The sequence below is a fragment of the Thalassotalea nanhaiensis genome (genome assembly GCF_031583575.1).
GTDB lineage: Bacteria > Pseudomonadota > Gammaproteobacteria > Enterobacterales > Alteromonadaceae > Thalassotalea_A > Thalassotalea_A nanhaiensis.
The window spans coordinates 1,653,992-1,680,662 of sequence record NZ_CP134146.1 but is presented as its reverse complement, the minus strand read 5'-3'; the positions used below and the strand labels follow the sequence as shown (position 1 = coordinate 1,680,662).

The 26,671-nt window shown below is 39.1% G+C and carries 24 protein-coding genes and 1 tRNA gene; 10 read left to right on the top strand and 15 right to left on the bottom strand.

Features of this window, described 5'->3' with window-relative positions:
- Positions 1-224 precede the first annotated feature (224 nt).
- Together RI845_RS07415 and RI845_RS07410 are read right to left on the bottom strand one after the other, a co-directional pair.
- Positions 225-605, bottom strand: a complete 381-nt coding sequence (locus RI845_RS07415) for a hypothetical protein (RefSeq protein ID WP_348389098.1) — start codon at positions 603-605, stop codon at positions 225-227.
- A 58-nt stretch (positions 606-663) separates the two neighbouring features.
- Positions 664-1,035 carry a hypothetical protein gene (locus RI845_RS07410; protein WP_348389097.1) on the bottom strand — a complete coding sequence of 124 codons (372 nt, stop codon included), beginning with the start codon at positions 1,033-1,035 and terminating at the stop codon, positions 664-666.
- Positions 1,036-1,247: 212 nt separating this feature from the next.
- Between RI845_RS07410 and RI845_RS07405 the strand changes: the two genes are divergently transcribed.
- Positions 1,248-1,661: a hypothetical protein gene (locus RI845_RS07405; protein ID WP_348389096.1), complete on the top strand. Its 414-nt coding sequence runs from the start codon at positions 1,248-1,250 to the stop codon at positions 1,659-1,661.
- A gap of 101 nt (positions 1,662-1,762) precedes the next feature.
- Positions 1,763-2,017 carry a hypothetical protein gene (locus RI845_RS07400; protein ID WP_348389095.1) on the top strand — a complete coding sequence of 85 codons (255 nt, stop codon included), beginning with the start codon at positions 1,763-1,765 and terminating at the stop codon, positions 2,015-2,017.
- Positions 2,018-2,060: 43 nt separating this feature from the next.
- On the opposite strand, the gene RI845_RS07395 is transcribed toward RI845_RS07400, so the two are convergent.
- Entirely contained in the window at positions 2,061-2,693 is a 633-nt protein-coding gene (locus RI845_RS07395) for a tyrosine-type recombinase/integrase (protein ID WP_348389094.1), read from the bottom strand.
- A 272-nt stretch (positions 2,694-2,965) separates the two neighbouring features.
- On the opposite strand from RI845_RS07395, the gene RI845_RS07390 reads away from it, so the two are divergent.
- From RI845_RS07390 to RI845_RS07380, 3 genes are all read left to right on the top strand, one after another.
- Complete coding sequence (locus tag RI845_RS07390) at positions 2,966-3,979, top strand: hypothetical protein (RefSeq protein WP_348389093.1); 1,014 nt, start codon at positions 2,966-2,968, stop codon at positions 3,977-3,979.
- Positions 3,980-4,478: 499 nt separating this feature from the next.
- Positions 4,479-4,823, top strand: a complete 345-nt coding sequence (locus tag RI845_RS07385) for a hypothetical protein (RefSeq protein WP_348389092.1) — start codon at positions 4,479-4,481, stop codon at positions 4,821-4,823.
- A gap of 116 nt (positions 4,824-4,939) precedes the next feature.
- Entirely contained in the window at positions 4,940-5,782 is an 843-nt protein-coding gene (locus RI845_RS07380; protein WP_348389091.1) for a helix-hairpin-helix domain-containing protein, read from the top strand.
- A 329-nt stretch (positions 5,783-6,111) separates the two neighbouring features.
- On the opposite strand, the gene RI845_RS07375 is transcribed toward RI845_RS07380, so the two are convergent.
- The 4 genes from RI845_RS07375 to RI845_RS07360 all read right to left on the bottom strand — a co-directional run bounded on the left by RI845_RS07375 (position 6,112) and on the right by RI845_RS07360 (position 9,459).
- Positions 6,112-6,543, bottom strand: a complete 432-nt coding sequence (locus tag RI845_RS07375) for a terminase small subunit (RefSeq protein WP_348389090.1) — start codon at positions 6,541-6,543, stop codon at positions 6,112-6,114.
- A 77-nt stretch (positions 6,544-6,620) separates the two neighbouring features.
- Complete coding sequence (locus tag RI845_RS07370; protein WP_348389089.1) at positions 6,621-7,070, bottom strand: hypothetical protein; 450 nt, start codon at positions 7,068-7,070, stop codon at positions 6,621-6,623.
- A gap of 2 nt (positions 7,071-7,072) precedes the next feature.
- Positions 7,073-8,572, bottom strand: coding sequence for a YfjI family protein (locus RI845_RS07365; protein ID WP_348389088.1), 1,500 nt, complete (start codon positions 8,570-8,572; stop codon positions 7,073-7,075).
- The gene (locus RI845_RS07360; protein ID WP_348389087.1) at positions 8,572-9,459 is read right to left on the bottom strand and encodes a toprim domain-containing protein; all 888 of its coding nucleotides are present in this window, start codon (positions 9,457-9,459) and stop codon (positions 8,572-8,574) included. Before RI845_RS07360 ends, RI845_RS07365 begins: the two co-directional genes overlap by 1 nt.
- A 728-nt stretch (positions 9,460-10,187) precedes the next feature.
- Between RI845_RS07360 and RI845_RS07355 the strand changes: the two genes are divergently transcribed.
- Genes RI845_RS07355 through RI845_RS07345 form a run of 3 tightly spaced genes read left to right on the top strand, consistent with a single transcriptional unit; the run spans position 10,188 to position 11,760 of the window.
- Complete coding sequence (locus RI845_RS07355; RefSeq protein WP_348389086.1) at positions 10,188-10,388, top strand: hypothetical protein; 201 nt, start codon at positions 10,188-10,190, stop codon at positions 10,386-10,388.
- A gap of 3 nt (positions 10,389-10,391) precedes the next feature.
- On the top strand, positions 10,392-10,592 hold the full coding sequence (locus tag RI845_RS07350; protein ID WP_348389085.1) for a hypothetical protein: 201 nt from the start codon (positions 10,392-10,394) through the stop codon (positions 10,590-10,592).
- Between the two features lies 1 nt (position 10,593).
- Positions 10,594-11,760, top strand: a complete 1,167-nt coding sequence (locus RI845_RS07345; protein WP_348389084.1) for an integrase — start codon at positions 10,594-10,596, stop codon at positions 11,758-11,760.
- 100 nt (positions 11,761-11,860) lie between these two features.
- On the opposite strand, the gene RI845_RS07340 is transcribed toward RI845_RS07345, so the two are convergent.
- The 7 genes from RI845_RS07340 to rlmE form a co-directional block, all read right to left on the bottom strand.
- Positions 11,861-11,945 (bottom strand) — tRNA-Leu (locus RI845_RS07340).
- 22 nt (positions 11,946-11,967) lie between these two features.
- Complete coding sequence (secG, locus tag RI845_RS07335) at positions 11,968-12,315, bottom strand: preprotein translocase subunit SecG (protein ID WP_348389516.1); 348 nt, start codon at positions 12,313-12,315, stop codon at positions 11,968-11,970.
- Between the two features lie 15 nt (positions 12,316-12,330).
- Positions 12,331-13,080, bottom strand: a complete 750-nt coding sequence (gene tpiA / locus RI845_RS07330) for a triose-phosphate isomerase (RefSeq protein ID WP_348389083.1) — start codon at positions 13,078-13,080, stop codon at positions 12,331-12,333.
- 108 nt (positions 13,081-13,188) lie between these two features.
- Positions 13,189-14,532: a phosphoglucosamine mutase gene (glmM, locus tag RI845_RS07325; protein WP_348389082.1), complete on the bottom strand. Its 1,344-nt coding sequence runs from the start codon at positions 14,530-14,532 to the stop codon at positions 13,189-13,191.
- A gap of 32 nt (positions 14,533-14,564) precedes the next feature.
- Positions 14,565-15,416, bottom strand: coding sequence for a dihydropteroate synthase (gene folP, locus RI845_RS07320; protein ID WP_348389081.1), 852 nt, complete (start codon positions 15,414-15,416; stop codon positions 14,565-14,567).
- Between the two features lie 226 nt (positions 15,417-15,642).
- The gene (ftsH, locus tag RI845_RS07315; protein WP_348389080.1) at positions 15,643-17,556 is read right to left on the bottom strand and encodes an ATP-dependent zinc metalloprotease FtsH; all 1,914 of its coding nucleotides are present in this window, start codon (positions 17,554-17,556) and stop codon (positions 15,643-15,645) included.
- An 82-nt stretch (positions 17,557-17,638) separates the two neighbouring features.
- Positions 17,639-18,274: a 23S rRNA (uridine(2552)-2'-O)-methyltransferase RlmE gene (rlmE, locus tag RI845_RS07310; RefSeq protein WP_348389079.1), complete on the bottom strand. Its 636-nt coding sequence runs from the start codon at positions 18,272-18,274 to the stop codon at positions 17,639-17,641.
- 83 nt (positions 18,275-18,357) lie between these two features.
- On the opposite strand from rlmE, the gene yhbY reads away from it, so the two are divergent.
- Complete coding sequence (yhbY, locus tag RI845_RS07305) at positions 18,358-18,654, top strand: ribosome assembly RNA-binding protein YhbY (protein ID WP_348389078.1); 297 nt, start codon at positions 18,358-18,360, stop codon at positions 18,652-18,654.
- A gap of 95 nt (positions 18,655-18,749) precedes the next feature.
- On the opposite strand, the gene RI845_RS07300 is transcribed toward yhbY, so the two are convergent.
- Positions 18,750-20,828 carry a winged helix-turn-helix domain-containing protein gene (locus RI845_RS07300; RefSeq protein WP_348389077.1) on the bottom strand — a complete coding sequence of 693 codons (2,079 nt, stop codon included), beginning with the start codon at positions 20,826-20,828 and terminating at the stop codon, positions 18,750-18,752.
- Positions 20,829-21,294: 466 nt separating this feature from the next.
- Between RI845_RS07300 and RI845_RS07295 the strand changes: the two genes are divergently transcribed.
- Complete coding sequence (locus tag RI845_RS07295; RefSeq protein ID WP_348389076.1) at positions 21,295-26,511, top strand: S8 family serine peptidase; 5,217 nt, start codon at positions 21,295-21,297, stop codon at positions 26,509-26,511.
- Positions 26,512-26,671: the final 160 nt, after the last annotated feature.

The following is a 26,671-nucleotide window of genomic DNA, read 5'->3' as shown; positions in this document are numbered from 1 at the left end:
CATATCGACAGGAAGAAAATCGGCTAAATACATTACAATGCCATATACAGCAAATACCAAGCCTAAAACTAATAATATTTTACTCAACTTTATCTTTCCTAATTGTCTCTTAATCGCTCAATATGTCGGTGAGCTTTTGATTAATTTACGTTATATATCTGAGTGTTGCAAATGTATTGGTGCCAACAATTCACTTTAATCAACCTATAAGAATACAAATAAAACTAGCCGTATTTGCGAAATGTAAGATAAAACAATGATAGGGCCGCAAGTAAAGGTAATAATATAAAGATTAGTAACTTAGGTTCAAACCCCATCAATTGATAGCACTTTAGAACTGATAAGCTTCCCAACACCAACCCTATACGACAATATTTTGTTTGTGATTGGTTCAAAGCTTTGCCTAAAGGAATATTTATAGCAACAAACACTGAAGTCAGTCCAATCCAACCAAAGGCAAATGCAAAAAAGGTTAGAATACCTTCTATTTCTAATGACCATACTGAAGCCAGCATATAGGGGACGAGACCAATACTGGTCAACAAGAAAAATGTAACTGGCGTGAAGCAGATGATGACTAGTAAATAAACTATAAACTTTTTCATATTAAACTAAAAATTCTACATCCCATAACTTTCGTTTATCGCTCTAACTGCCGATGGGTTAGTGAAAACCGTCAAGACTGCAACCATATGCGATACCGATAAAGAAATTTCGTCTTAACCAATATATTTGTTCTTCAACGCTTGGTTTTTCAAAATGAAATACTACAAGGCTAGAGTTATAAGCTAAATTACTTTCTTCGCTTTTTAACTGCCTATTATCTTTAAATTCCTTTGCCAATTGGTCTCGTTGGTTTTCTGTCTCACACAAATAGACTAATCCAATTGGTTTTGTTACAGGGCGATAGTATTCAATTAGTTCAACCCAGCGTTTAATAGAGTGGTTAAATTGAGCTTCGTAATCTGTACCTGCTGAAACTTTAAAGCTAGATACTGCCCACGTAAAAAGTATTAAAGCAGATATATATTTCATTAATCGCCCAATGTCTGTTGCTCGCTCTTAAGAGACATTAAGCTTTTCAACTAGTTACGTCAAGCAGTAGTGTTATTCACTGAGTAGTATAAATGGACAAGCCTTACATTCCCCCCACAAACAACAACCTTACAAATAACCAACAAAAACGTAACAATATTAATGAGAATTAGTTGATAAAATAATCATCATTGAAATTTTTTGTGTTTATTATGAAATATATTACAGTAATGGCTTTAGTGTTTTTATCTTTTGGTTGTAAAACCACAACAAAGCCTACAGCGACAGATACAACATTACCTACAACTACGGTAACAACTAATGATCCTGTTTCTGATAAGAAAAAATCATGGTCATGCAAAGAAATTTTCGGAAACGATCATAGTGAAGTAGTAAGACTAGATGCCTACCCTGACGAATATATGGGTGAAGTGTACTTTGATGGTGAATATGAAAGTGCAACATACAGAAAAGATGGGTTAAAGCGCTACTGGAACTTTGGGGAAGATGGCCGTCACCAAATCCAAATAAGAGCGAATGGCACTGCTTATTACCATGACTTTAGCAATGCTGCTGATGGTGAAAAGGTTGATTCCGAATTAACACTAGAGTGCAAGCGTATTTAACTACCCACTACACTCTTTTTTTAAGATAACACGATTGGTGAATTAACGGATTTGTTCTAAACTTAGTTAGTATTTTAGGAATGCAATATACAAGGATAGTTATGGCCAACCAAAATAATATTTCATCTGAAAATGACCGTCGCCAAATCTCACTGAACAACCAAACGTTATGGAACGAACTTAGCTCTGCTCAAAAGGTCGCAGCCAGTTCTTTGTTTAACTATGGCTTTGAGCTGAAGTTCATTCGTGTATGCCCAACGGAAAAGGTTGTCGGCCTGTTACTGGACGGCAAACCAGCAACCATCAATGACGAAGGCGACATCAATACAAACCCAGGAATCGATATTCGTGAATAGTTAACTACTGCCACTTAAAGAATTTAATGCTCCCCAAACGTCACTACCAATTGAAATTGGTGTTATCGAATCGATTAGCCGCCAACTTTGTATACCGTACTGTATTGGTAATGTCCTTGTGACCTAGCCATTCTTGCAGTGACCGAGTATCCATATTATTGTTTGCAAGATGGTAGCCACAAGCATGGCGTAAGCAATGCGGGCTTATCGACCAATCAAAGCCACATTTAATACCCCACCGGTTCATCGCCTTGCGAAAACCATCGGTGCTCACCGGTGCGCCACGTTCGCTGATGAACATAAACGGACTCTGAGTGCTTTCACGCTTTAAACGCTTCAAGGCACGCATTTCATCGCCTTGCAGGATATGAACCCCGTCATTCGAGCCTTTGGCGCGTCTGACGTGCAATCTGGCGGTACTAAAGTCAACATCCGACCATCGCATGTCTACCAGCTCTGACACCCGTAAACCATGCCTGAAGGCCATGGTGATCATGGTGGCGTCACGATGTGCATACCTACCCTTCTTCGTTTGGTCGATCAACTGCCCTATTTCATCCTTGGTCAGGTACTCGCGTGGCTTAGTGGACTTGCCGCGCAAAGGTACTGTCCGTTTAAAACTGGTTGGTATGGTGTGTTCGGTGTCGTTCAAAGCCACGACTTTGGGTGAGTTCATTGTTGCACTATCCGTTTTTTACCTATTTTACGGACAGTGTAGTTGATGGTTTTGAGTTTAGCAAAGTTAGACATTAACATTTTACTAAATCTTTTTGTTTACCTTAAGTTTTTTTGTTTTACTGAACTATCCATAACTGTTGATAATTTCACCAACTTTGTTACATTTAAAAACAGGTAAAACAAGGAGAGTTGTTGCTGTTTTGATGTACTCCAATACTTTTATTGATCAGTAAATATTTAAAAACACACCAAATTAGAAAGGACTTAAAAATGGAGCTAAAAATAACTAGCTGGAATATAGAGCACAGCGCACGATTAATTGGCACAAACATTAGCGACTTAAACAAAGATAGGCGCAAGCGAGTTGTTGATACTATTCAGGATATTAACCCAGACATTCTTTGCATGTTGGAAGCGCCATCAAGTGAAGAAGATATTAAAGCTTTTTGTAACGATGTTCTCGATAACAAATGGCAACCAATAACTCTAAATAATGATGATTATCAGATCAAAGGAACTCAGTGGATTTGGTTTTTAGTCCGAGACTCCTTGTTTAATAATTGCAGGTTACAGGCTCCGAGCATTTGGCAGTCATTTGTAGGCCATAAAAGTTGGCCTGTTCATTATTGGGGGCAAGAAAAAGAAAAAAGCCATAGCCACTATAGGCACCCACAAGTATTGATCTTCACAACCCAAAACGGACAAGAGTTGGAAGTTATTGGTCAGCATATGAAATCCAAAATTAATAGAAACCCTGTCTGGGAAGATAAAGAAGAAGGAATTCTAACTACCAAATATATAAATGAAGCACTTAAGGCCAGAATCAAACTTGCTACAGAAGCTAGAAACATCAGAGCATATATAAATACGCGATTCGATCAAAACCAGTCACCTGCTATAGTTGTATTGGGTGATGCCAATGATGGTATTGGCCAAGACTACTTTGAAAAAAAATATATGTTCTTTGACTTAATAAGTAACCTTCAAGGTAATGTGATGCAATCGGATCGGTTCTTTAATCACGCATTATTTGACTACCCTGAAAACCTTCGATGGTCTGCCAAATATGCGAACCCTATTACCGGAAAAAAAGCAAAAGACAACCCACTATTAATAGATCACATTATAATGAGTCAGGCTCTTGTGAATGGGTCATTTGATTTACAAGCAGGTGAAGGGGCCGGAGAAGTAGAACATTTAGCATTCGAAAGAGGAAACTCGGGTGCTTCAGCAAAAAGAATAACCAGCGATCATCGACCTGTTTCAATAACATTAAAAGGCTAGTTTTGAATAGAAAACAAAGCCCCGCGAATGCGAGGCTTTGTACAATATAACGGTTTAAGTCAAGTGAACATCACCTACCTTTACATTAATAAAGTGTCTATTTAATATTTAAGACTTTTCTTCGCCAGCTGTCATTTAAATTTAATAAAGGCTAATGGACAGGTATTTTTAAAAATATGAACGATCATATTGGGTATACTCAAAATAACCACTAATTACTAGATAACTGTTATCGAGTCCATGAATGAGAATCTACGGTTCAAAGAAATGCAGTATGCAATATGAACATTAAGTTTGCAGATTATTTATGCTGGATTACTTCAAAATCGCTGAAAATGCCCCCCATCGAGAAACGGCTCGACAGGCATATCGATACATCACACATATGGAATTTCAGAACCTCCCCATTCAAAATCTTTTCTTGTCACACGGTGTAACTTATATAGAATGAATGTATATTAAAATCAGCCACTTAATAAAACTAATAAAGGTTAATAAAATGAGATTTTTAATTGTTTTCATAGGATCTTTATATATTCTTTCAAAACTAATAATGTTGGATTCATGGGATTGGTCAGTTATTGGCATGAGTATTGTTGGCGCTATTGCAGCCTTATTTTTATTAATACATTTTTTGGAAAAGTATGAAAACAAACACTTCGAGCCTGAAGAGTATGAAGAGTGGGAAGGTCAAATGAGCTGCAATAAATGTGGTTATGTATGGCAATCAAGAAGAAATACCCCACCTTCAAGATGTGCAGGTTGCTCTACGAATAATATTTCAGCAAATATGATTAAAAAAACAAGAATGGTTCCCAAAGAAAAAAATCAAACAGATAGTTAATCAACACTCCAAAAAAGTTTCTTGATACGCCATGTAACTTATATATAGTAAATATAAGGTTACTTCAGTTTTATGCTAATAACCGTCCTAGAATAATAATTTTTAAGGGAAGTAAAATGCTAAGGAAGATATTTAATTTTTTCAGTCGTAAAAACTCTAAACAAACAGTTAGTAAAAAACTAGAAACGAATAAAGAAATTGAAGAAGATTGGACCGATGAAAATTCTCAGTTTCAAAAAAGATTTAGAGAATCTCAAGCACGAATACCTTCAAATATGATAGACGACACCAATGACTATCTAGGTATGGCTTCTGAAGCAAAATATAAAGCCATAGAAGCACTCGAAAACAAGCAATTTGACTTAGCGTGGAAAATTGAACACGAGCGTATTATGCATTATACGAACCACGCATTAAAAAATGGTTATACGACCAATGAAACTCTTGGTCTATTAGCAACTATTTATTCGTCTTTATCTAGCATTTTGCAGGCAGAAGAAAAACATACTTTATCGTTAGCATTTTACCTTTATTCGGTTCAGTGCAATGGGTTCGTTAATGAAGGGGTACAGGCAAGCATCAGAAGAATTTGTCGAAAAGGTAAATTAAAACACTTTGATAGCAATATCGAGGAATTCTTAAATAAGCATGTGGCTAGTGAAAAAGAAAAACATGCTGACTTAAGTTTTTGTCAAAGTGAGGTTGTTAGATGGGAATCAGAAGCACCATTTTATTCAGATGATGTTCAAGAGATGATGAAGCACTATAAAAGCACTTCGGGTTATTTATCACTTGTAAATGGTGTTTCAAAAAACATTGAAAAGTCACTTATTGAAAATAACGTTGAAACAATCGAACTTTTGATAGCAGTAGAAGCAGAAGAATTAATAAATATTAAAGGGATTGGTAAGGTGGCTTTGCAAAAGATAAACAATTCTCTCGAATTTATGAGGAATTAGCATTTTCCATTTTTATAACTTTCCGCACAAAAACTAAACAACTATCGCGTTCCTGTGTGAATGCTTTAGTTGTTATGCCTACATTGCCCCCTAGATTTCACGTACAAATTATCAATGTTTTTTTACCCCTCCCACAGGCAAGTAAACCTGGTATGATTTAGTTTTTGATAAGCATTATAAATATCACCCGAAAAACATTTAGCCAAATATACGTCAGTTCGTATCATTGCTTTCATTTCCAATTAAGTAAGTTATTTTGGTAAAGATGAACCTGACCTTTCAGCCAAGTTCACAACACCCAAATCGTTTAAGGTTAAGTCCTGATTAAATTATTCAAGTTTACTCATATCTATATTATCTTTTGGTAAAAGGCTCTTACGGTTCTTAGCATTATTTGCCGTTATGCTGCGTATAAGGTCCCCTACTTCATCAGATGGCTTAGCATCTTGATATATACCTAATGCCTTGCCTAATTTGTCATATGCGCTCACACGACTTGCTGCACTGCTTTTATCCGACCTATCGACTGCTTCACGTAGTAAACCAGCAAGAACCATTTCACGATTAAGAAAAGAGTTTTCAGTGAGTAATTTAAGTTGCTCTTTAATTGCTTTTTTTATAATTGGCTTTTTCAAATTTTCACAACCGATTACACCTGCACAGTTAGTTGAATAGCCAGCCCTTATTGCTGCCTTCGTAGCGGAGTAATCAATCAAAAATTCGTCTACAAAACGTTGCTGCTTGGTCGTCAATTCTTTCATAGGTATTTCCTCAATTATTTTAGGTTTTATAAGGTCGTATGTTCTTTACGATAACTATGACCCGTACACTTACTTTCCTATGCCGAGGGTGGATGAGCAGTTGCCTCTCGCAACCATGAGTTGGCGGCTTTTCGAGCTTTATTTTCTTTGCGAATTTCGTTAGATTCTTCATCAAAATTAGCCAAGTAAAGTTTTGAATATTCATGGGCTAACATTGGACGCTTATGTTTAGCAACCCGTTGCAATCGATACCGTACCCATTCAGAGTCACCATAGCAAATTCCATTTGGTTCGCCTCGGCAGTGATGTAAAGGTAAACCCTGGTCGTCAACGCTTAAAACCAGTTTATCAACCGCAGGTTCAACCGTAAAATCTGTTTTTGGCGTTTGCTCATTATCAGTTATTTTTATTTGTAAATGCCCACCCGACGTACCTACAAAACCTACAGAACTTAATTCCGTTGGGTTTAGTAGGTTTTGTAGGGTAGGCCGATGGATGTTTTTAATTTTTTCTTGCCACCGGCCCATTGCTATAACTCCTTAGCCGTTACCCAATAATAACTAGTCGATGGTCGGCCGCCAGCTGTGCCAGGGGCAGTTTGAACTTCTACTATGTGGTTATAATCGACTAAAATATCGAGCGCATCGCTGATTGTTTTTGAATCGGCTAATCCCGTCCACCCTTTTTGTTGGATTTCACGGCACTTGAATACGTCCTTTAACTTATCACGCTGTTTTAAAATAAGCTTTGCGGCTTCAACAGTCCGATAAACATCAGATGAAAATATTCGATTAGCATGGCTTATCAAGTAATCTGCCCAATCAAGTGCCATAGTCGTTGCCACCGTTCCTATCTGTAAATCACCTTCAGTCACTGAAGAATCATCAACCCTGCCCACCAGTTCAAAAATCAAAGCGATGGCTGAAATTGATTTTGGCAACTTCAACATATAACTTTCCATGGTGGGTGGTGTGTCTTCATGTCTCGCTTTGTGTTGTAACTCTTCCATCCATTCAATGAAAAATTGCTGTGCTTCAGGCGTGTAACGGTGGACTTTATTTAATGGCTTATAATTAAGCAGCGCGTTAAACAATGCATCGTATTGTTGATAAGCCATCTCATCGGGTCGTTGATCAAGCCATTTCCAAGATTTATTATCATCAGGCCAAACAGCTAATTGTAGCCGTTGAATTAAGCCATCATCGGATACCCCACTAACGGCGCCACGTATTAATGGCGCTAACTTGGCAGGTTGAATGCCACCAATAAGACTCAAGGTACAATGTTCAATGACAATTGATTTTCGCGTTATTCGCTCAAACTTATATGTACCATCTCCGTCAAAACACTCCAGATAAAACGCACGTTCAGTTTGATATTCTTCCTTCATCAACCTACTTAACAAACCTGGTAACTCATCACGGGTCAACAACAATCCATTGGGATTTTGATCCAGTAAGACACCAAGTTTCTCATAGGTTGTATCGACTACTACAATACATTGTAATTCCGGTGGCTCTATTGCTTGCGCATTCGCATCCGCAATAAGCTCATTAGCTTTGTTATTATCATTTTTTCTTATAGCTGCAGAAGCTTTTTTTTTAGCTTCTTTTAAAGTCAGTTCATTAACTAAAGAATCTGTCTCATACAGTTTTAAATTTTCTTCGTGTAATTCTTGATACCCTTTTTCAATGGCCTTCAAGGGTTCTAACGCCGCTTTCATTGCAGGGCTTTTCATGGCGCTTGGACGGCCAACAATTGTCCCCCATAAATTAGGGATTATCTTCCAATTGTCGTTTTGCTTAGGATAAATATAAGCCTTGTTACCCAGCACACCAGATAGTCCACATAAAGCAGTGACGGCGATGAAGTCTGGAGGGCATTGCTGCCGCGCAGCGGTATCCCGCACAAAATCAGCAATAGTCTTCGGCAACAAGTCATAATCGAATGGCTGCACATCAGGACGACTACTAGGCAATTCCCTCGGTTCGATTGAAGGTGATGTATTTTCAGATATTACATTTTCCATTACGCTTTCCTCCCTGATGCTGAAAACAAGTAATCATTCCAGTCGGTCAGATTATTTTTACGTTGCTCCGCAGTGAAAGGTGGAAAACAAGTGAACCCACCAATCGCATTAGCCGCTTCAGTCGCTTTTTTAATACCAGGATTAATGCCAGTTTTTTGTTCAGTTAACCAATCATCATCGCCTGTGATTATAATTTTTGCCTTAGGCCACCTTTTCCTTGCAGCTAGTGCGACAGACTCTAAATTTCCCGCATTCATCGCTGCAAGTACCAACTCATCGGTTATCATATGCACGGTCATCGCAGTAGAAAATCCTTCTGCGATATACAGGCTTTCCAGTTCATCCTCAATCAACCCAATAGGGAAGCAAAACCCGCTGATACGGGCATTTTTCATAAAGAGCTTTTTGCCATTAGGCCATATGGTTTGAACATTCATAATAGGAATGCCTGCGGTTAAAAGATCTACCAAAGGAATAATCAAATTACCTGAATGAACCCTGACACCTTCCGGCGCAATAATGTGTTTGTCTGTAAGGTACTGTTGGGTCGTTGCTGATTGACTGGAGTTATAAAAATCTCTGGCATTTTGTATAGCAAGAACAAGGTCTTGTTCTTGTTGTTTCTTTTGACGATCCATGAGCTGCTTAATTGCGAACCGATCTGATTGCGTTTGTTCGGAATGTTCAGATCGCCAGGTGCGTGTAATATCTAATTGCCAATCCCCATAGTAAAGTGTTTGGTTGTCTGGAAAGTATCTATAAAACCCATTGAAACTTTTGGGTTTGGCATCTGTTGGTACACGATGCAGATTTCCATCAAGGTTGAGATAATTTACTTTTAAACCTAAACAACGGGTAGCTGCTAGCATTTCATTATAATTTTTCATGCAATACCTCCGTACTTGATTGAAAAAGTAGGTTCAATAGAAAGTCAGAGGCTCTTCTTTTGATGAGTATTACCCCATCAGTTTGATAACGAGTATCAGATAAAACTGTATTTAAATTCAAAATTGTAATTCCTGAGTTGTTAACTAAAATACCCCGCTCGAATTGCCGTTCTTATGAGAGGGGTAATTATGATTTCATCCGTGAATTTAATTTTCATTAAGCTTCCTTGTTAAACTAACAACAGAATAAACTTTCCGTTGCCAGCCTTTTTTACGTTACGTTAAAAAATTCAAAAATCAATAATAAAAAATAAAAAAAAGAATATAACTCTGTAAAAACAACACCTTACGGTACGTTCTAAAAATCAAAACCGATAAAGGTAAGGTACAATTTATTTTTTGCCTTTCATCTAATCCTTTGATTTAAGAAGAAAGATCACTCTTATAAAAAATTGAAAATGTTAAAAGTAAGGTACATTGAAAAAAATCTAAAAATACCGTTTTAAGGTACAAAATAAATTTTAAATAATCACAAAGAATTAATTGTTATCTTTTTTGCATTGATTTTGAAATAAAACCGAGTAATGTAAAAAAGAGTTGGATGAGTAGTCGTTTAACTAACAAAAAACGGACATCGAATAGAAAAGAAAGGTGCGCCCACCAGACGGCAATCTAGTGAGCGCGAGTGTACTAACTAAATAGTACTAACAAAACAGGAGTCACTTACGATGACACCCAACACAAATGTACTTGATCGTACAGGTCTGGTCAACGGATTTGCACACTCATGCAGTACTTGGTCTAACTACGACACCTTCACATCACTAGAAATTTTCATCCACGGTTTAACGCTTAGCATGTCACGTACCACAAGTTTAACTACCAGAGGTAACAACTTGTTCATAAACTATTTACGTGGCGAGGTTTAAAGAATGCGAAAACTAAAACCATCACAATATCTCGCGGAATATTACCCAGGCGCGGGTTATTGTACTAAAACTGTGATCAACTGGATCAAGCGAGGAAAAATAAAAGGAGAACAAACCCCAACTGATCGTTGGCTCGTAGTGGTAGAAGATTCAAAGTCTACTAAAATTACTGAACTTGTTAAACTTTTAGAAGCGTCGGTGTAGCATGGCTCCAAGAAAACGTAAGTTTGAGAATCGTGATCTCCCTGTTGGGTTATGCTGTAAAATGGTACGTGGCCAACAGCGATTTCGTTATCGATACCCAAGCGGCAAAGATATTTTCTTTCCTTTAAAAACTCAAAAGTATGAAGCCATAGAAGCGGCAACTATATTTAATGCTAAACACAGAAATCCAGCATTAAAAATGATTTTAGACCACGACGAATTTAATAAACCAATGTCACATTGGATTAAGGTTGTTATTGAACGTGTACGAAATGAAGAGCTGAATACCAGATTACTATCTAAAGGACGATACAGGGCATTTGTTAACGACACAATGCGTTTAGATGAACTGCTAGGTGACATACTGTCTAAATCTATTTCCTTGCAGCATGTTAATGAGTTTTTAGATAAATACGCAAGTGGCAAGTCAAACGAAGTTTATAACCGAAAAATTACTTTTTTAAAGAAAATATTTTCATACATTTGTGACATGTCGGGCATGGTCCTTAACCCAGCAGATAGAAAAAAACGTAAACCCAAACAAGCTAAGCAACGTAAACGTTTAAACATTGAATATTTTAATTTAATCTTAAACGCTAGTAATTCGTGGCTGAACATCGCCATGCGATTATCCTTACAAACTACCCACGCAGTAAATGAAATAAGTTTAGCCAAATACAAGGATTGTGAATGGTTTAATGCCCCAATAGTTGAAAATGGTTTAACCGTTTACGGAGTTTTAAGAATTCATCGTCAAAAAGTTCAAAATAAAGAAGCATCGCGTGTTGAAATTCCAATCACCAAGCAACTTAAAAAAATTATTGACGATTCGAAAAGAGATAACATCGCATCACCATACATAGTGCATGCATTATTAGGTCGTAAAAAAGGATTAGCAAATGGGTTAACCCACCCTACCCAATTAACCCCGGTATACATTTCTCGAGCTATGTCTGATTTGCGTGATGAACTAAACCTTTATGGTAACTTTGACAAACCCCAGCGGCCCACTTTTCATGAAATACGAGCCTTGTCGATTTTTCTTTACGATAAGATGGGCATTGATCCACAAGAACGTGCAGCGCATACTGACGCAGAATCGACCAAAGTGTACATGAAAGATCACGTTAAATGGGTGAAAATCCAACCTGCAGAACTAGTAATTTAGACTACTGTATTAGGGTACGAAAAGGGTACAGAAAGGGTACGATTTTAGCAAATGAAAAAGGCCTGTAATGCAAATAGCGCTACAGGCCTTTATTTATGTTTGGTGCGTATGGAGAGACTCGAACTCTCACGCCGTGAAGCACAGCCCCCTCAAGGCTGCGTGTCTACCAATTCCACCACATACGCTAATTTTTTAGAAAAGCGATGTTTAGTTTGGTACGTCGCTTTCTTTTTGATCTTCGCTTGCAGGTACGTCAGTAGCTGGTGCAATACTTTCTGTTTGCTCAGCGCCACCTAAGTTACTCCACTCATCAGTCGCTTTAGTGCGCTGTGCAGTAAGATTACCTAAAAATAAGCTTAATACGAAAAATAGTGTCGCAAGGATACCAGTAGTTTTAGTCATGAAGTTACCAGAACCACTTGAACCAAAGATAGTTGCTGATGAACCCGCGCCAAATGAAGCGCCCATGTCTGCACCTTTACCCTGCTGGATTAAGATAAAACCAACTAAGATAAGTGCGATAATTAAATAAGCAACGATTAATATTTGATACAACATTATTTCTAAATCCTATACTGCTTGGCAGATTTTTTTAAATTCTTCAACGTTTAAACTCGCTCCGCCTATCAGACCACCGTCGATATCAGCTTGAGCAAATAATTCTTCACAGTTTTTCGCGTTAACACTACCACCATATAATAATGGTACTTGTTGTGCTACATCAGCGTCAAAACTTGCTAAGTAACTACGAATAAACTCATGGGTTTGCTGAGCGATCTCAGCTGATGCAGTTTTACCTGTGCCGATAGCCCATACAGGCTCGTAGGCAACAACTACATTTTTAAAACTTTCAATGCCAACTTTAGCAATTACCGGAGCAAGTTGATAGCTAAGTCTAGACTCAGTTTCACCATCTTCTCGCTCTTCAAGCGTTTCACCAATACATAAAATTGGCGTTAAGCCGCTATCTAAAGCATAAGCAACTTTTTCAGCAACTAATTCTGTACTGTCATGAAACATTGCACGACGTTCAGAATGGCCAAGAATCACGTATTGTACCTGTAAATCATTCAGCATTAAAGCTGAAATCTCACCAGTAAAGGCACCTTTTTCATTTTCATTAATATTTTGGGCACCACAGGCAATTTGGCTATTGCTAATATTAGCTTGTAATAAAGCTAAATAAGGGGCTGGAGGGCAAATAATTACTTGCTGATCCGCATTAAACTTTTCATCATTTAAGCCTCTACACATTTGTGCTGCAAGCTCAGCGTTACCGTTCATTTTCCAATTAGCGGCAACTATTGTTTGTCTACTCATAGTTTTTCCCTTAATAAAACGGCGAGATATTATCGAACTCAAAGCTAACTTACAAGAGTTTAAATAGCCTAGCCGTTTTTTTGCTTATTTTTACAACAAAAAGTTGAATTAATGTTCTGCATCTACGGCTTTAACTTGAACGGAAATTTTATTGGCTAAGTGAGTTACTTCTGCTAAATTTGGACCTTCAACCATTACTCGAATAAGCGGCTCTGTGCCTGATTTACGCAATAACACTCGTCCTGTGCCTGCTAACTCTTTTTCAACATCAACAACACTTTGTTTAACAGCGTCATCATTAAGTGGGTCGGTTTTGCCACTAAAGCGAACATTAACTAGAATTTGCGGCAACATGGTCATGCCACTTCTAAGTTGGGTTAACGACTTTCCTGATTGGCAAAGTGCTTCAAGTACATTTAGGGCAGCAATGATACCGTCGCCGGTAGAGGTACAATTTAAATTAATGATGTGGCCTGAGTTTTCAGCGCCTAATTGCCAGCCTTTCGCTTTTAACTGCTCCATTACGTAACGATCGCCAACTTTAGCTCTGGCAAAATCGATACCTAAATCTTTTAAGGCAAGTTCCAAGCCCATGTTGCTCATTAATGTACCAATAACACCGCCTTTAAGTTTGCCCTGCTGCTGTGCATTTTTAGCGATGATGTAGATAATTTCATCGCCATCAATTACATCGCCGTTTTGATCAACCATCATTAAGCGGTCACCATCACCATCTAAAGCAATACCTAAGTCGGCTTGTTCGCTGAGCACAAGTTTAGAAATATTAGCCATTGATGTCGCGCCACAATCGTCATTAATGTTAATGCCGTTTGGCTCACATGCAAATTCAATCACTTCAGCGCCTAATTCACGAAACACACTAGGTGCAATGTGGTAGGTAGCGCCATTGGCACAATCAACTACAATTTTCATACCGTTTAGTGAGTATTCCGATGGGAAGTTACTTTTACAAAATTCTATATAACGACCAGCAGCATCATCGATGCGTACTGCCTTGCCTAATTTTGCGGAGTGAACACAATCCATTTCTTCATCGATCATCGCTTCGATAGCAAGCTCAACGTCATCTGGCAATTTTTCACCCGTTGTAGAAAAGAACTTAATACCGTTATCATAAAATGGATTGTGTGATGCACTGATCACAATACCAGCTTCTGCGCGGAACGTTTTTGTTAAATAGGCAACCGCAGGTGTCGGCATAGGACCCATTAGGCCAATATCAATACCGGCAGCAGAAAATCCAGCTTCTAACGCTGATTCAAGCATGTAACCAGATATACGAGTATCTTTACCAATTAATACTTTTTTAGTGCCGCGAGTGGCTAATACCTTACCGGCAGCCCACCCTAGTTTCATTACAAATTTAGGCGAAATTGGATCTTTACCAACTAAACCACGAACACCATCTGTTCCAAAGTATTTTCTAGACACGTAAATAAACTCCCTTAAGTATTTATCGTAAATTAATTATTTATTTGAGCAAGCATTGCATTAAAAACCTTAATAGCATCAACGGTTTCTTTTACATCATGAACTCGTAATATTTTAGCACCATTTTGTGCGGCAAGCACTGCAGCAGATAAACTGCCTGCCAAGCGTTCATCTACTGAGTTATTCAGTAAATTACCAATCATGGATTTTCTTGATAAACCTGCAAGTATTGGTAAACCCAGCTGCAACAGCTTAGGCTGATGTGCTAATAACTGATAATTTTGCTCTAACGTTTTACCAAAGCCATAACCAGGATCAAGTATGATACGACTCTTATCAATACCTGCATGCTCACATGCTTGAATGCGCTGTTTAAAGAATTTAATAACATCTAACGTTACATTTTCGTACTTGGGTGCCGTTTGCATCGTTCTAGGCATGCCCTGCATGTGCATTAAACAAACAGGTAAATCACAGCTAGCAACAACATCAATACAACCTTCATTTTGCAACGCACGTACATCGTTTATTAAACCAGCGCCACTGTCTATAGCAGCCTGCATCACTTGCGCTTTAGAGGTATCTATAGATACAACTGTTTCAAAGCGCTGAGTTATCGCCTCAATAACCGGAATGACACGGTCTAACTCTTCTTGCAGTTCAACGTCGGCAGCACCGGGGCGAGTTGATTCGCCGCCAACATCAATAATGGTTGCACCATCATTTATCATTGTCTGCGCTTGTGTAATAGCGTGCTCAATATTATTAAAATTACCGCCGTCTGAAAATGAGTCAGGGGTTACGTTTAAGATCCCCATCACCTGAACTTCGCAAAGGTCTAATTTTTTGTTGCCGAATTTAATAATATTTGCCGTTTTATTCATATAAATAAGAGGTTAAATAAAAGCTGCTGTTTAATTTGCCCGTATTATAAAAGAGGAAAAAAGTTTAATACAGTTAAATAGTTAGATCCTGAAATAAATTCAGGAAAATGGTGCATGGATTCAGGAAGTTGATACTTGGCTTTGTTTCTAGTTTCTATATCCTAAAAACAAGAAACCCGCTAAGTAGCGGGTTTCTTATATTAACTAATGATTTAATCAGTACTGTTTAGTTTGCAGGTTCATCTGCAGGCTTGTTTACATCTGGCGTAGATGGAGTTGAGCCTGGAGGTGTGCCTGTTGGCTTTTCATCACCGTAACCTTTTGGCGCACGAACATCTGTACGAGCCATTAAGTCATCGATTTGCCATGCATCAATCGTTTCATAAGTCATTAATGCATCTTTCATTGCATGTAAAATATCCATGTTGTTCTTCAAGATATCTTCAGCACGTTTATAGTTACGTTCAATGAATGTACGAACTTCTTCATCAATTTCTTTCGCAGTGTCGTCAGACATATGCTTAGTTTTTGCAGCACTTCGGCCTAAGAACACTTCGCCTTCTTCATCAGCATAAAGCATAGGACCCATTTTTTCAGACAAGCCCCACTGAGTTACCATTTTGCGAGCGATTTCGGTAGCACGTTCAATATCGTTTGACGCACCCGTTGAAACTCTGTCACTACCGTAGATAACTTCTTCAGCAATACGACCACCATACAAAGATGAGATCATGCTTTCTAAATGCATTTTAGAATGGCTTACTCTATCTTTTTCAGGTAAGTACATAGTTACACCTAACGCACGACCACGAGGAATGATACTTACTTTGTAAACTGGATCATGTTCAGGAACTAAACGACCAACAATGGCGTGCCCTGCTTCATGGTAAGCGGTCATTTCTTTTTCTTCTTCGCTCATCACCATAGAGCGACGTTCTGCACCCATCATGATTTTGTCTTTGGCTTTATCAAATTCAACCATAGACACTAAACGACGACTTGTACGAGCAGCAAATAATGCAGCTTCATTTACAAGGTTTGCTAAATCAGCACCTGAAAAGCCTGGCGTACCACGAGCAATTACTGCTGCATCAACGTCATCACCTAAAGGCACTTTACGCATATGAACTTTAAGAATTTGTTCACGACCACGAATATCAGGTAAGCCAACGGTTACTTGACGGTCAAAACGACCAGGACGAAGTAACGCAGGATCTAATACGTCTGGACGGTTAGTCGCAGCGATAACAATTACGCCTTCATTACCTTCAAAGCCATCCATTTCAACCAACATTTGGTTAAGTGTTTGTTCACGTTCATCATGACCACCACCTAAACCAGCGCCACGTTGACGACCTACAGCATCGATTTCATCGATAAAGATAATACACGGTGACGATTTTTTCGCTTGTTCAAACATGTCACGTACACGAGATGCACCAACACCAACAAACATTTCAACAAAGTCAGAGCCTGAAATTGCAAAAAATGGTACTTTTGCTTCACCGGCAATGGCTTTAGCCAGTAAGGTTTTACCTGTACCTGGTTGGCCAACCATTAATACACCTGATGGAATGCGACCACCAAGCTTTTGGAATTTTGATGGGTCACGTAAGTAGTCAACTAATTCAGCAACTTCTTCTTTTGCTTCGTCACAACCTGCAACATCGGCAAACGTAGTTTTTATTTGATCGTCTGATAACAGGCGTGCTTTAGATTTACCAAAACTCATTGCGCCTTTACCACCACCGCCTTGCATTTGGCGCATGAAGAAAATCCATATACCAATAAGCAGTAGCATAGGGAACCAGTTAACGAAGATGCTTGCTAATAAGCTAGGCTCTTCTTGTGGTACACCTTCAACTTTAACGTTGTTAGCAATTAAATCACTTAATAGATCTTTATCGTATTGCGTAGGTATTAATGTTGTAAATGTTTGACCATTACGTTTGGTACCATTAATAACGCCGTCAGTTTCGATTCGAACTTCAGCAACTTGTCCATTGTGGATTTCGTTAATAAATTTAGTGTAATCGAGTTTGCTACCAGGGGCTGTGCCCGGAGTAAAACTTTGAAATACTGACATTAAAACAATGGCTATTACTAACCATAAAATAAGATTCTTTACCATATCGCTCAACTTGAGGACCTCTTGTTAAAAAAATGCGCTTACTTATATAAGTATTAGACCTCTATTATAGGCCTTTTCTTACGTAACTCTACTACAGTTTGTAACCGGTAGCTACAATATACACTTCTCTTGAACGTGCTCGAGAAGATTCTGGTTTACGGGTTCTAACAACATTGAAGCAAGCTCGAACATCTTTCATGTACTGTTCGAACCCTGCCCCTTGAAAAACTTTAACAACAAAGCTGCCATTTTTCTTTAAAACTTGATGACACATGTCTAGCGCCAACTCAACTAAATACATATTTTTAGGCTGGTCGGTAGACTCGTTACCACTAAAATTTTGAGCCATGTCAGACATAACAACATCAACGTTACGGCCATCAATTTTATCAAGCAACGTGTCTAACACGGCATTTTCACGAAAGTCACCTTGTAAAAAAGAAACGCCTGGTAAAGATTCCATAGGTAAAATATCACAAGCAATCACTTGCCCCGCATCCCCTACAACTTTAACAGCATACTCAGACCAGCCACCAGGAGCCGCGCCTAAATCGACAACGTTCATGCCTTTTTTAATTAATTTGTCTTTGTTATTAATTTCTTCAATCTTAAAAACCGCACGCGAACGTAAACCAAGCTTTTGCGCTTTCTTCACATATTCGTCATCAAAATGCTCTTTCATCCAGCGCTGAGAGCTTACGGTTCTTGATTTATTTGCTTTACTCATAAAAGTTCAGATATAAATTAGTATTAATGACAAGATGGCGTTAAAATATATAGAATTCAAGTAACTTAACAGAAATTTTTTAAATGAATCTATCAAAAAAGCAAATTCAACACCTTAAAGGCGTTGCCCACTCTTTAAAACCAGTGGTGTTATTAGGAAATAATGGTCTTACAGAAGCTGTAGTTGCTGAAATCGACTACGCCTTAGGCCATCACGAACTTATCAAGGTTAAAATAAATACTGATGATCGTGAAGTAAAACAATTAATTATCGACGCGATTGTTAGAGAAACCAACTCAATTAAAGTTCAGGCGATTGGTAAAACGTTGGCTATTTACCGCCAATCTGATGATAGAAAAATTATCATTCCAAAAATCTAACGTCTAACTAGGCCCTACTTTATTTGGGCACTACGTAAAATATAAAAGAACCTGCATAAGCAGGTTTTTTAGCTTCACCATTGTGTATCTACGTTTTATTTTGTTGAAATCTTATAAATGTCAGAGTCATTTATCCCCTGCAAAGTAAAGATTATAGAGTTATTCAAGCCAGGTGAAATTGACTTTCCGTTGCGTATGGTAATTGGTGGAAACTTCAATAACTCAACTTCTGCTCCAGATTTGTCACGGGCAATAATAAAATCTGCTTTTTCAGTGCGCTTAACAAAATACAGCGTTTTATCCTTATAAAAAAGATTTCCCCAGTCTAAATCTGAAAGCTCTGTGGTAATTAACGTTTCTTGTCTATCTGCAGAAAGGTGAAAAATTCCTCTGGTATTGTCTTTAGTAAAAAAGATCCCGCCCTCATCATCTTCAACCGCAAACCTTTCGTAACCTTGGGTTAGCTGCTCTAAGTTTTTAGAATTAAAGGTATAACGGTATATTGACCATTTACCGGCAATGTTTGCTGAAAAGTATAACCGTTTACCGTCAGCAGAGTAGTATGGATTACGAACGTCACCTTCAAAGTCTAACAGTTTTTGCTGTTTTCCTGACGGTAACTCTGCAATATATAAACTGTGATACGGCGCGTTAGGCCGACGCATAGCGATAACAAACTGCTCAGATATTGGTGATACAGCAGGAACAGACACCATACCGTGTATTTTAGACTGGGTTAGCTGAAGGTTTTTATCAGCCTGCTTTAACCAAACTTCCCAACTACCACTGCGGTTAGAGAGAAAGATAATATCAGACGTTGTTGGCGCTACTTGTCCAAACAAATCTCGCGAAGACGACTGTATATTTTCAAGCAATCTACCATCATCTAATGAATGCACCGCAATAGATTCTTGCGCAACATGACGTGTATAAAATAATTCGTCGGCAGCGTTATTTACAGAGAGACTATAAATTTCATTATCTTGATGAAATAATTCAGCCGTATTGCGTTGTAAATTGTACTGTTGAATGACAAAAGAGCCTTCTTCCATCGAATTGAAATACAAGTTGTCCCCTCTTTTATCCCACGCCAGCGCAAGGATAACTTCTTTATCTTTGACTAAAACGTGCTCACTACCGTTGTTAATTGAACGAACTTCGGCTTGTAGTTCAGTAGAGCGTACAAACGCTAATGTTTCGTTATCAGCATGCCAACGCATTAACATATCTTCTTCACTGGCACTCGGTTGTGTAATTTGTACTTCCTGTTTACTTTGCACGTTGTAACTAAACACGGCAATTCGATCGCCAAGGGAGCGAGAAAACGCAATATTTTTACCATCCTTTGACCAATCCAGATTATTCAAATACCCGGCTTTAACACAGTCCTTGGTAATTTCTTTATCAATAAAGGTGATCAGCTCTAGTATATGAACGCTACATTTACCTTGTTCATCCACATTCAAATAAGCAATATTTTGCCCATCGGGTGACCAACTGGGCGAAGACTGGTCATTTACAACCTTGCTGATTAAACGAAGTGGCGCTGCTTCGTTAGTTAGGTCTTTAATATATATTTGGTTTTTCTTCAGATGTGCTCTCCACAAAAATGCCATGTAATGACCATCAGGTGAAACACTGGGATGTTCTTCAATGCCTTCTAGGTTCGTTATTCTTTGAACTTGCTTAACTGCATTAATTTTTGATTGTTTATCTGCTTTAAAGAATGAGAAAAATACAGCGATAGCCGTAATGATAACAATCATGATTACCACTTTCTTACGATGATAACCCGAGTCTTGCGCTACCTCTGCCGTTAAAGGGCTAGATAATTCTGCACCAATACCTTGTGGTTTAACTAATAATTGATATCCCACTTTGGTGATGGTTTTAAATGTTTCCTCATGATTAAGACCAAGCTCAGCAAACGCTTTTCTTAATGCCCAAATAGCATTTCCGGCACCACGTTTACCAACCTCAACATTACCCAGCCACACTTTTTCAATTGCCATTTCTTTTGTGACCGTTTGCTCTGAATGAACAATGAGCAACTTGAGAAATTCGAACACTTTAACAGGCAGGTTGATCGTTTTGTCTGCATAACTTAGCGACATATCATCACAGTTAATCAAACATTGTCCGATATAGTATTTTTGAAATTCAACGGAAATCATTTGTTAGCGCTTAAATTAATCATTTGAGGTAGAAAACTTATCATATTGGGCAGGTATAATATCTTTAAAATTTTAATTTGCAACACCAGTCGCTCTTTAGATTGGAAACAATTTAGTACACAGCAGATTTGCATTTTATTGTTAAAAGCAAACCAACCTAAATCCGTCCCAAAACTTACTCCTCAGTAATAGCAAGACTTACAGAGCAACAAAAACAAAATTGAAACATCGAGGCCAAACAAATGAAACAAAAATGAAACAAAAATGCAACAAACTTGAACCCTACCTCATTCCGTCAAACCAGCAGCCATTATATAACCATTTATGTACATAAATTGAGCTTGTAAGGAATACAAGCATGCATTATCCAGAGCCATGGATAAACCAGATATGTATTGATAAATAAACGTTAATTTCGATCGCGTTAACCGTGATCTAAAAAATAATAACAATTAGGAAAACAGAAATGTTAAACCAAAAAAATGTAGCTTTTAAAAAAACTACTTTAGCCGCACTTACTGCGTTGTACTTTGGTGCAACCGGACAAGTTGTCGCCGAAGTGGGAATGAAAAAGGTCGAAGGTACCACATTTTACGTACCAACATTTACCGCCGAAGATCTGAAAAAAGACTCTGACGCACGGAAAGACTATTTACAAGGAGACTTGTTTAAAGGTCAAAACGGCAGAACAAACCGCCACATTAAACAGTTAACTGCAGAGCAAATCTTTCAACCTAAAGACGGAGTAAGCGGTGTTCAGACCTACATAGTACAACTTGAACATAAACCAGTTGCTACGTATCACGGTGATATTCATGGGCTAGCAGGTACAGCTGCCCCTAGAAATAATGCATTTATGGCAAAAGGCCGAGTGAATATGCAATCACAAGCGGTTGCTGATTACACCAGTTTTTTGAAAAGTCGTCAGCACAGCTTTATTTCTAATGTAAAAAAAGCTGGTGTCGCCTTAACAGTCAATAAACAGTTTACCGTGGTAAATAACGCCATGGTTGTTGAAATGACACAACAAGATGCAATATTGATGTCAAAGCAGTCGGGTGTTAAACGCATTACCGAAAACCGAATTTTTAAATTGCAAAGCGACCGTGGGGCACAGTTTATTGGGGCCGACCAAATATGGGACGGTAGCGTTTCACCTAACAACCTAGCTGCCAAAGGTGAAGGTATGGTTGTTGGTATTATTGATACAGGTATCAATACCGATCACGTAGCTTTTCAGGTTACTGACAAGCATGACTTTGCCGCAACAAACCCATTTGGTGCAGGCAATTTTGTAGGTGATTGTGAGCAAGAAGAGTGGCAATCACTATGTAATGACAAGCTCATTGGTGTTCGCTCGTATGATGAGGTTACCGTCGCAAACCAACATCCGTCCTCTAACTATTGGCGAGATCAACGCGAGCAAAACGGTGAAGATTACAATGGCCATGGTTCACACACCGCCAGTACTGCCGCGGGTAATTACATTGAAAATACACCACTACAAACATCAGATGGAACAGCGGTAAGTGACGGAGTAGATTTACCATTTAACTTCCCAAGTACCAGTGGTGTTGCGCCAAACGCACACATCATTTCTTATCAAGTATGTTGGCCAGGACTTGGTGGTGCTGACACCTATGCAGGCTGTCCAGAGTCCGCCATTTTATCTGCATTTGAAGATGCTATTTCCGATGGTGTTGATACCATTAACTTCTCCATTGGTGGCGCCGAAGCTTTCCCTTGGGAAGATCCTATGGAGCTTTCTTTCCTAGCCGCCCGTGAAGCTGGTATATCTGTAGCTGCAGCGGCTGGTAATTCTGGCCCCAACTTTTGGTCTGCTGACCATGCGTCTCCTTGGGTAACGACTGTTGGTGCCTCGACTCATGATCGCGTATTGGAAACTGGAATAAAATCAATCACAGGTTTTGAAACCGATGGCGACTCTTGGACAAAACCATACGCAGATATTGCCGGGGTTAGTTTTAGTGGTGGCATTACCGGTGAGGTTGTTTTAGCGGCAAATTATCCAGATCCAGAACCATCTGATGGCTTTGGCTCTCAAATGTGTAATGTGCCATTCCCTGCAGGCACTTTCACCGCAGATCAAATTGTTATTTGTACTCGCGGAGATATTGCTCGTGTCGATAAAGCAATAAACGTACAAGCCGGTGGTGCGGGTGGTTTGATATTACAAAACACCTGGGATGCCAACAACATGGTAGCAGATAACTTTGTTATTCCAGGTATCCAGGTAGATGCCGGCGTTGACTGGCAATTAAAAAACTGGGTAAATAACGCTAGCCCAGGAATGGCAAGAGCAACAATTACCGAAGCAACAAACACTTATGAGTTGGACGAATCTACAGGCAATATGCTTGCTGAATTTAGTTCTATGGGGCCAAGTAATACCAATAACACTTTAGTGCCAGACTTAACGGCACCGGGTGTGAATATTTACGCGGCCAACGCCGATGAACAACCATTTACCAACTACCCGTCAGCAAGCGATTGGACGATGATGAGTGGTACGTCAATGGCTGCCCCTCATGTTACTGGTGCAATGACCTTACTAACTCAAATCCACCCAGAATGGAGCCCAGCAGAAATTCAATCGGCTTTGGCAATGACCGCTAAAAAGGTTCAGTTCTTGCACCCTTGGGAAGGTCCACAAGAGTTACCATACAACTTTATGTCAGGCTCTGGTGCCATTGATGTAGCCTTAGCCGCAAAAGCAGGGTTAGTCATGGATGAAAGCTATGAAAACTATGTTGATGCAAACCCAAATAATGGTGGATTAGCAAACTGGTTAAACACACCTTCTATGGTAGAAATGGATTGTGAACAAACCTGTAGTTGGATGCGTACGGTAAAAGCCACACAAGATGGTAGTTGGAACGTTGCTGGTATAGGCAAAGAAGATGGCGTTGAAATCACGGTTTCACCAGCAAGCTTCACCTTACGCGCAGGCCAAACGCAAAGCATTATGATAAGTGCGAAGTTACCTGAAATTGTTGAGTTTAAGGTAGAACCACAAGAGCCTGGCTCTCCTTGGGAATGGGTAGCGAATAATTATTGGTTATTCAATGGTACGGTAGTACTTACAGAAGCAAATGGCAATGCACCTGATGCACATATGCCAATTGTTGCTGCCAATGTTGTAGACCAATTACCAACGCGCATGGAAGTTGAGTTTTCTCGCAACCAAGCTTCGGAAACGTTCCGCGTCAATACGGACGATTACAGCGAATTTACGCCGCGTTACTACGGTTTAACAAAGCCGACAGAAACACCGATAAAAGATGCGACCGTAGTATGGAACTCGTTAAATCCTTACCTGTTTGATAAAGGCTGGGATATTCACAGTGTTGAAATACCTGAAGGCACCAAAAGCGTTGTATTTTATGCAAATAAAGGCACGTTCAAAGACCCCGCTAACGGTGATATGAATAAACGCTTTAGACAGCTTTTTCCGCATATTCACGTAGGTAAAGACATTGACGGTAGCGGTACATTCATTCCAACTCAAGAAGAAATGGATAACGACTACAACGCACTATTTGATTCTTACTATGGTGAAATAATTTGTCAATCATTTAGCAACTCTGAAGAAAACTTCTGTTCTATGCCAAACCCTACCCCAGGTAAATACTGGTTTGCAGTCGTGGCATCGGGCTACAATATTGATGAAGAAGTGACCATGAATGGTGGTTACGCCATCATCATGGAAGACAGCGATGCTGGCAACATTACCGTTGACGGTCCTGAATCTCATAATGGTAATGGTGATTACAACCTAACTCTTAATTGGGACTTACAAGATGCTAAAGAAGGTGATGTTTACTATGGCGGTTTCGATCTAGGTAATACTACTGGCGCAGAAGGTACGTTAGGTTTTACTGCATTAAAACTAAAACGTGGCAGCGACGCTGTAAATTGGAGTGTAAGCCAAGATAAAGCTCGTTCGATGGATCAAATTGAAGTTAACGTAAAAGTTAATGCCAATATGGAAACCTACGATCGCGATTATTCGTTAAACTTGACCGTTCCAGAAGGGTTAACTTTAGTTGAAGGTACGTTAACGTCGAACAATGAAACGATTGCCAACTCAATAGTTGTTGATGGTAATAACCTGACTCTTGTTGGTAATCAAGAAGCGACGCGTAATGTAACTCGTGAATACAAAATGAGTACCAACCTGACTTCTGAAATGTGTCATACACCATTAATTGATGAGTACTCAACGGGTGGGTATATTGACTTACATGGTGAGTTTGGCATACAACCTGAAGCGGACTGGATGGTAGGTGATGCCTGGTCTGAGCCAATGGACGTACCAATTGATTGGTTATTCTGGCAAAACGGTGCAACATTTGAGTTATACAACCAGGCAAATGCCGGTTATATGAGAATGCACACTACAGGTGCTCTGCAGTTTAACGATGTTTGGTGGATGATGAACATACACCGTGGCCCTGGTTTCTTGTATGAAGCAATAGCACCATTTTGGAATGGTGACTTTGAAATGGACTATATGCGCCATTGGGAAGATCCTCGTGGTTTAACTATCGCTAATCAATATGCTTCTGAGCGTCCTGATTTAGGTACGCTAGTTTTCTTAGAGTATGACAATGTTACTGACACCGTAAACGGTGATGAGTATGACTTTGAAGTAATATTAAGAAGTGGTGTCGACTACCATGAAAACATGCCTGAAATTGTATTTGCTTACGATAACCTAGGTGCAAACCTGAAAAAAGGTACTGCATTTGTTGAGGGCTGGGCAGGTGCATTCTCTACCAACGCCGGCGCTAAAGATGGTGAGCTATATACCATGCTTGGTTTTGACAATATGGATGAGGTGTTATCTGACGATTTAGTAATTTGTTTAGATTACGATGGCCCTGAGCGTAGTGCTGTTGAGCTTAACTTTATTGCGGTAGTTAACCCTGAAGCAGCCGGTAATGATCACACCATTAGCTTAAACTATGAACTTGCTGGTGAAGCAAGTAAAACTATTGAGCACGTTATTACTGTAAACGGTAACATTAAAGTTGCAGAGTTAGCAGACATGACTGTTGCAGAAGATAGTCGAATTGATGACATTGAAGTAATGCACGTTGATGCCAACAAAGTTGCAAACGTATTGGAAATTAGCGGTGAAAATATTACGGCCGAAGTTGATGGCATGACATTTGACCTAATACCTAATGCTGACTTTACTGGTAATACTGAAGTATTCGTGACTGTTCGTGATATTGAACACAACACAGATGCAACAACGACCAGCTTTATGTTAACGGTAACGCCGTTAAATGATATGCCGATAGCGGCGGCTTTGGCGACTGAAATCACTATCACTGAAGGTGACGTAGTTACCCTTGATGCCACACCATCAAATGATATTGACGGTGATTCTTTATCATTTACCTGGGAAGGCCCTGGTACAATAAGTAATGCCAATGCTGCAATCACTGAAGTATCTGGTTTAGCTGCAGGGTTCCATGAATTTACTTTAACAGTTACTGACAGTATTGAAACGGTTAGTATGGCTGTTCTGGTTACAGTTAATACTAAGCCGACCCCTGCCCCAGCTGCCGATGATAAAGGCAGTAGTAGTGGTTCGTTTGGTTGGATGTTGTTATTTGCTTTACCACTTTTAGCAAGAGCTCGTAAACAATAAGCGTTACGCTAATATATAAAAACAAAAGCCGACTTAATGTCGGCTTTTTAATATATTTTAAACTCTGTTATTAGTAGACACATAAAGCTCACATATACAGGCTAACCCCTTCTGCTAAACATAGATAAGCCACGAAGCACACCTAACGATTATGCCCCCA

Excerpts from the sequence above, each read along its gene's own strand:
- RI845_RS07415 (WP_348389098.1), bottom strand. The coding sequence starts at position 605 with ATGAAAAAGTTTATAGTTTATTTACTAGTCATCATCTGCTTCACGCCA.
- yhbY (WP_348389078.1), top strand. The coding sequence starts at position 18,358 with ATGAATCTATCAAAAAAGCAAATTCAACACCTTAAAGGCGTTGCCCAC.
- RI845_RS07385 (WP_348389092.1), top strand. The coding sequence starts at position 4,479 with ATGAGATTTTTAATTGTTTTCATAGGATCTTTATATATTCTTTCAAAA.
- RI845_RS07395 (WP_348389094.1), bottom strand. The coding sequence starts at position 2,693 with ATGAACTCACCCAAAGTCGTGGCTTTGAACGACACCGAACACACCATA.
- RI845_RS07300 (WP_348389077.1), bottom strand. The coding sequence starts at position 20,828 with ATGATTTCCGTTGAATTTCAAAAATACTATATCGGACAATGTTTGATT.
- RI845_RS07410 (WP_348389097.1), bottom strand. The coding sequence starts at position 1,035 with ATGAAATATATATCTGCTTTAATACTTTTTACGTGGGCAGTATCTAGC.
- RI845_RS07390 (WP_348389093.1), top strand. The coding sequence starts at position 2,966 with ATGGAGCTAAAAATAACTAGCTGGAATATAGAGCACAGCGCACGATTA.
- RI845_RS07360 (WP_348389087.1), bottom strand. The coding sequence starts at position 9,459 with ATGAAAAATTATAATGAAATGCTAGCAGCTACCCGTTGTTTAGGTTTA.
- rlmE (WP_348389079.1), bottom strand. The coding sequence starts at position 18,274 with ATGAGTAAAGCAAATAAATCAAGAACCGTAAGCTCTCAGCGCTGGATG.
- RI845_RS07380 (WP_348389091.1), top strand. The coding sequence starts at position 4,940 with ATGCTAAGGAAGATATTTAATTTTTTCAGTCGTAAAAACTCTAAACAA.
- RI845_RS07370 (WP_348389089.1), bottom strand. The coding sequence starts at position 7,070 with ATGGGCCGGTGGCAAGAAAAAATTAAAAACATCCATCGGCCTACCCTA.
- folP (WP_348389081.1), bottom strand. The coding sequence starts at position 15,416 with ATGAATAAAACGGCAAATATTATTAAATTCGGCAACAAAAAATTAGAC.
- RI845_RS07345 (WP_348389084.1), top strand. The coding sequence starts at position 10,594 with ATGGCTCCAAGAAAACGTAAGTTTGAGAATCGTGATCTCCCTGTTGGG.
- RI845_RS07355 (WP_348389086.1), top strand. The coding sequence starts at position 10,188 with ATGACACCCAACACAAATGTACTTGATCGTACAGGTCTGGTCAACGGA.
- RI845_RS07375 (WP_348389090.1), bottom strand. The coding sequence starts at position 6,543 with ATGAAAGAATTGACGACCAAGCAGCAACGTTTTGTAGACGAATTTTTG.
- RI845_RS07400 (WP_348389095.1), top strand. The coding sequence starts at position 1,763 with ATGGCCAACCAAAATAATATTTCATCTGAAAATGACCGTCGCCAAATC.
- RI845_RS07350 (WP_348389085.1), top strand. The coding sequence starts at position 10,392 with ATGCGAAAACTAAAACCATCACAATATCTCGCGGAATATTACCCAGGC.
- RI845_RS07295 (WP_348389076.1), top strand. The coding sequence starts at position 21,295 with ATGTTAAACCAAAAAAATGTAGCTTTTAAAAAAACTACTTTAGCCGCA.
- RI845_RS07365 (WP_348389088.1), bottom strand. The coding sequence starts at position 8,572 with ATGGAAAATGTAATATCTGAAAATACATCACCTTCAATCGAACCGAGG.
- tpiA (WP_348389083.1), bottom strand. The coding sequence starts at position 13,080 with ATGAGTAGACAAACAATAGTTGCCGCTAATTGGAAAATGAACGGTAAC.
- RI845_RS07405 (WP_348389096.1), top strand. The coding sequence starts at position 1,248 with ATGAAATATATTACAGTAATGGCTTTAGTGTTTTTATCTTTTGGTTGT.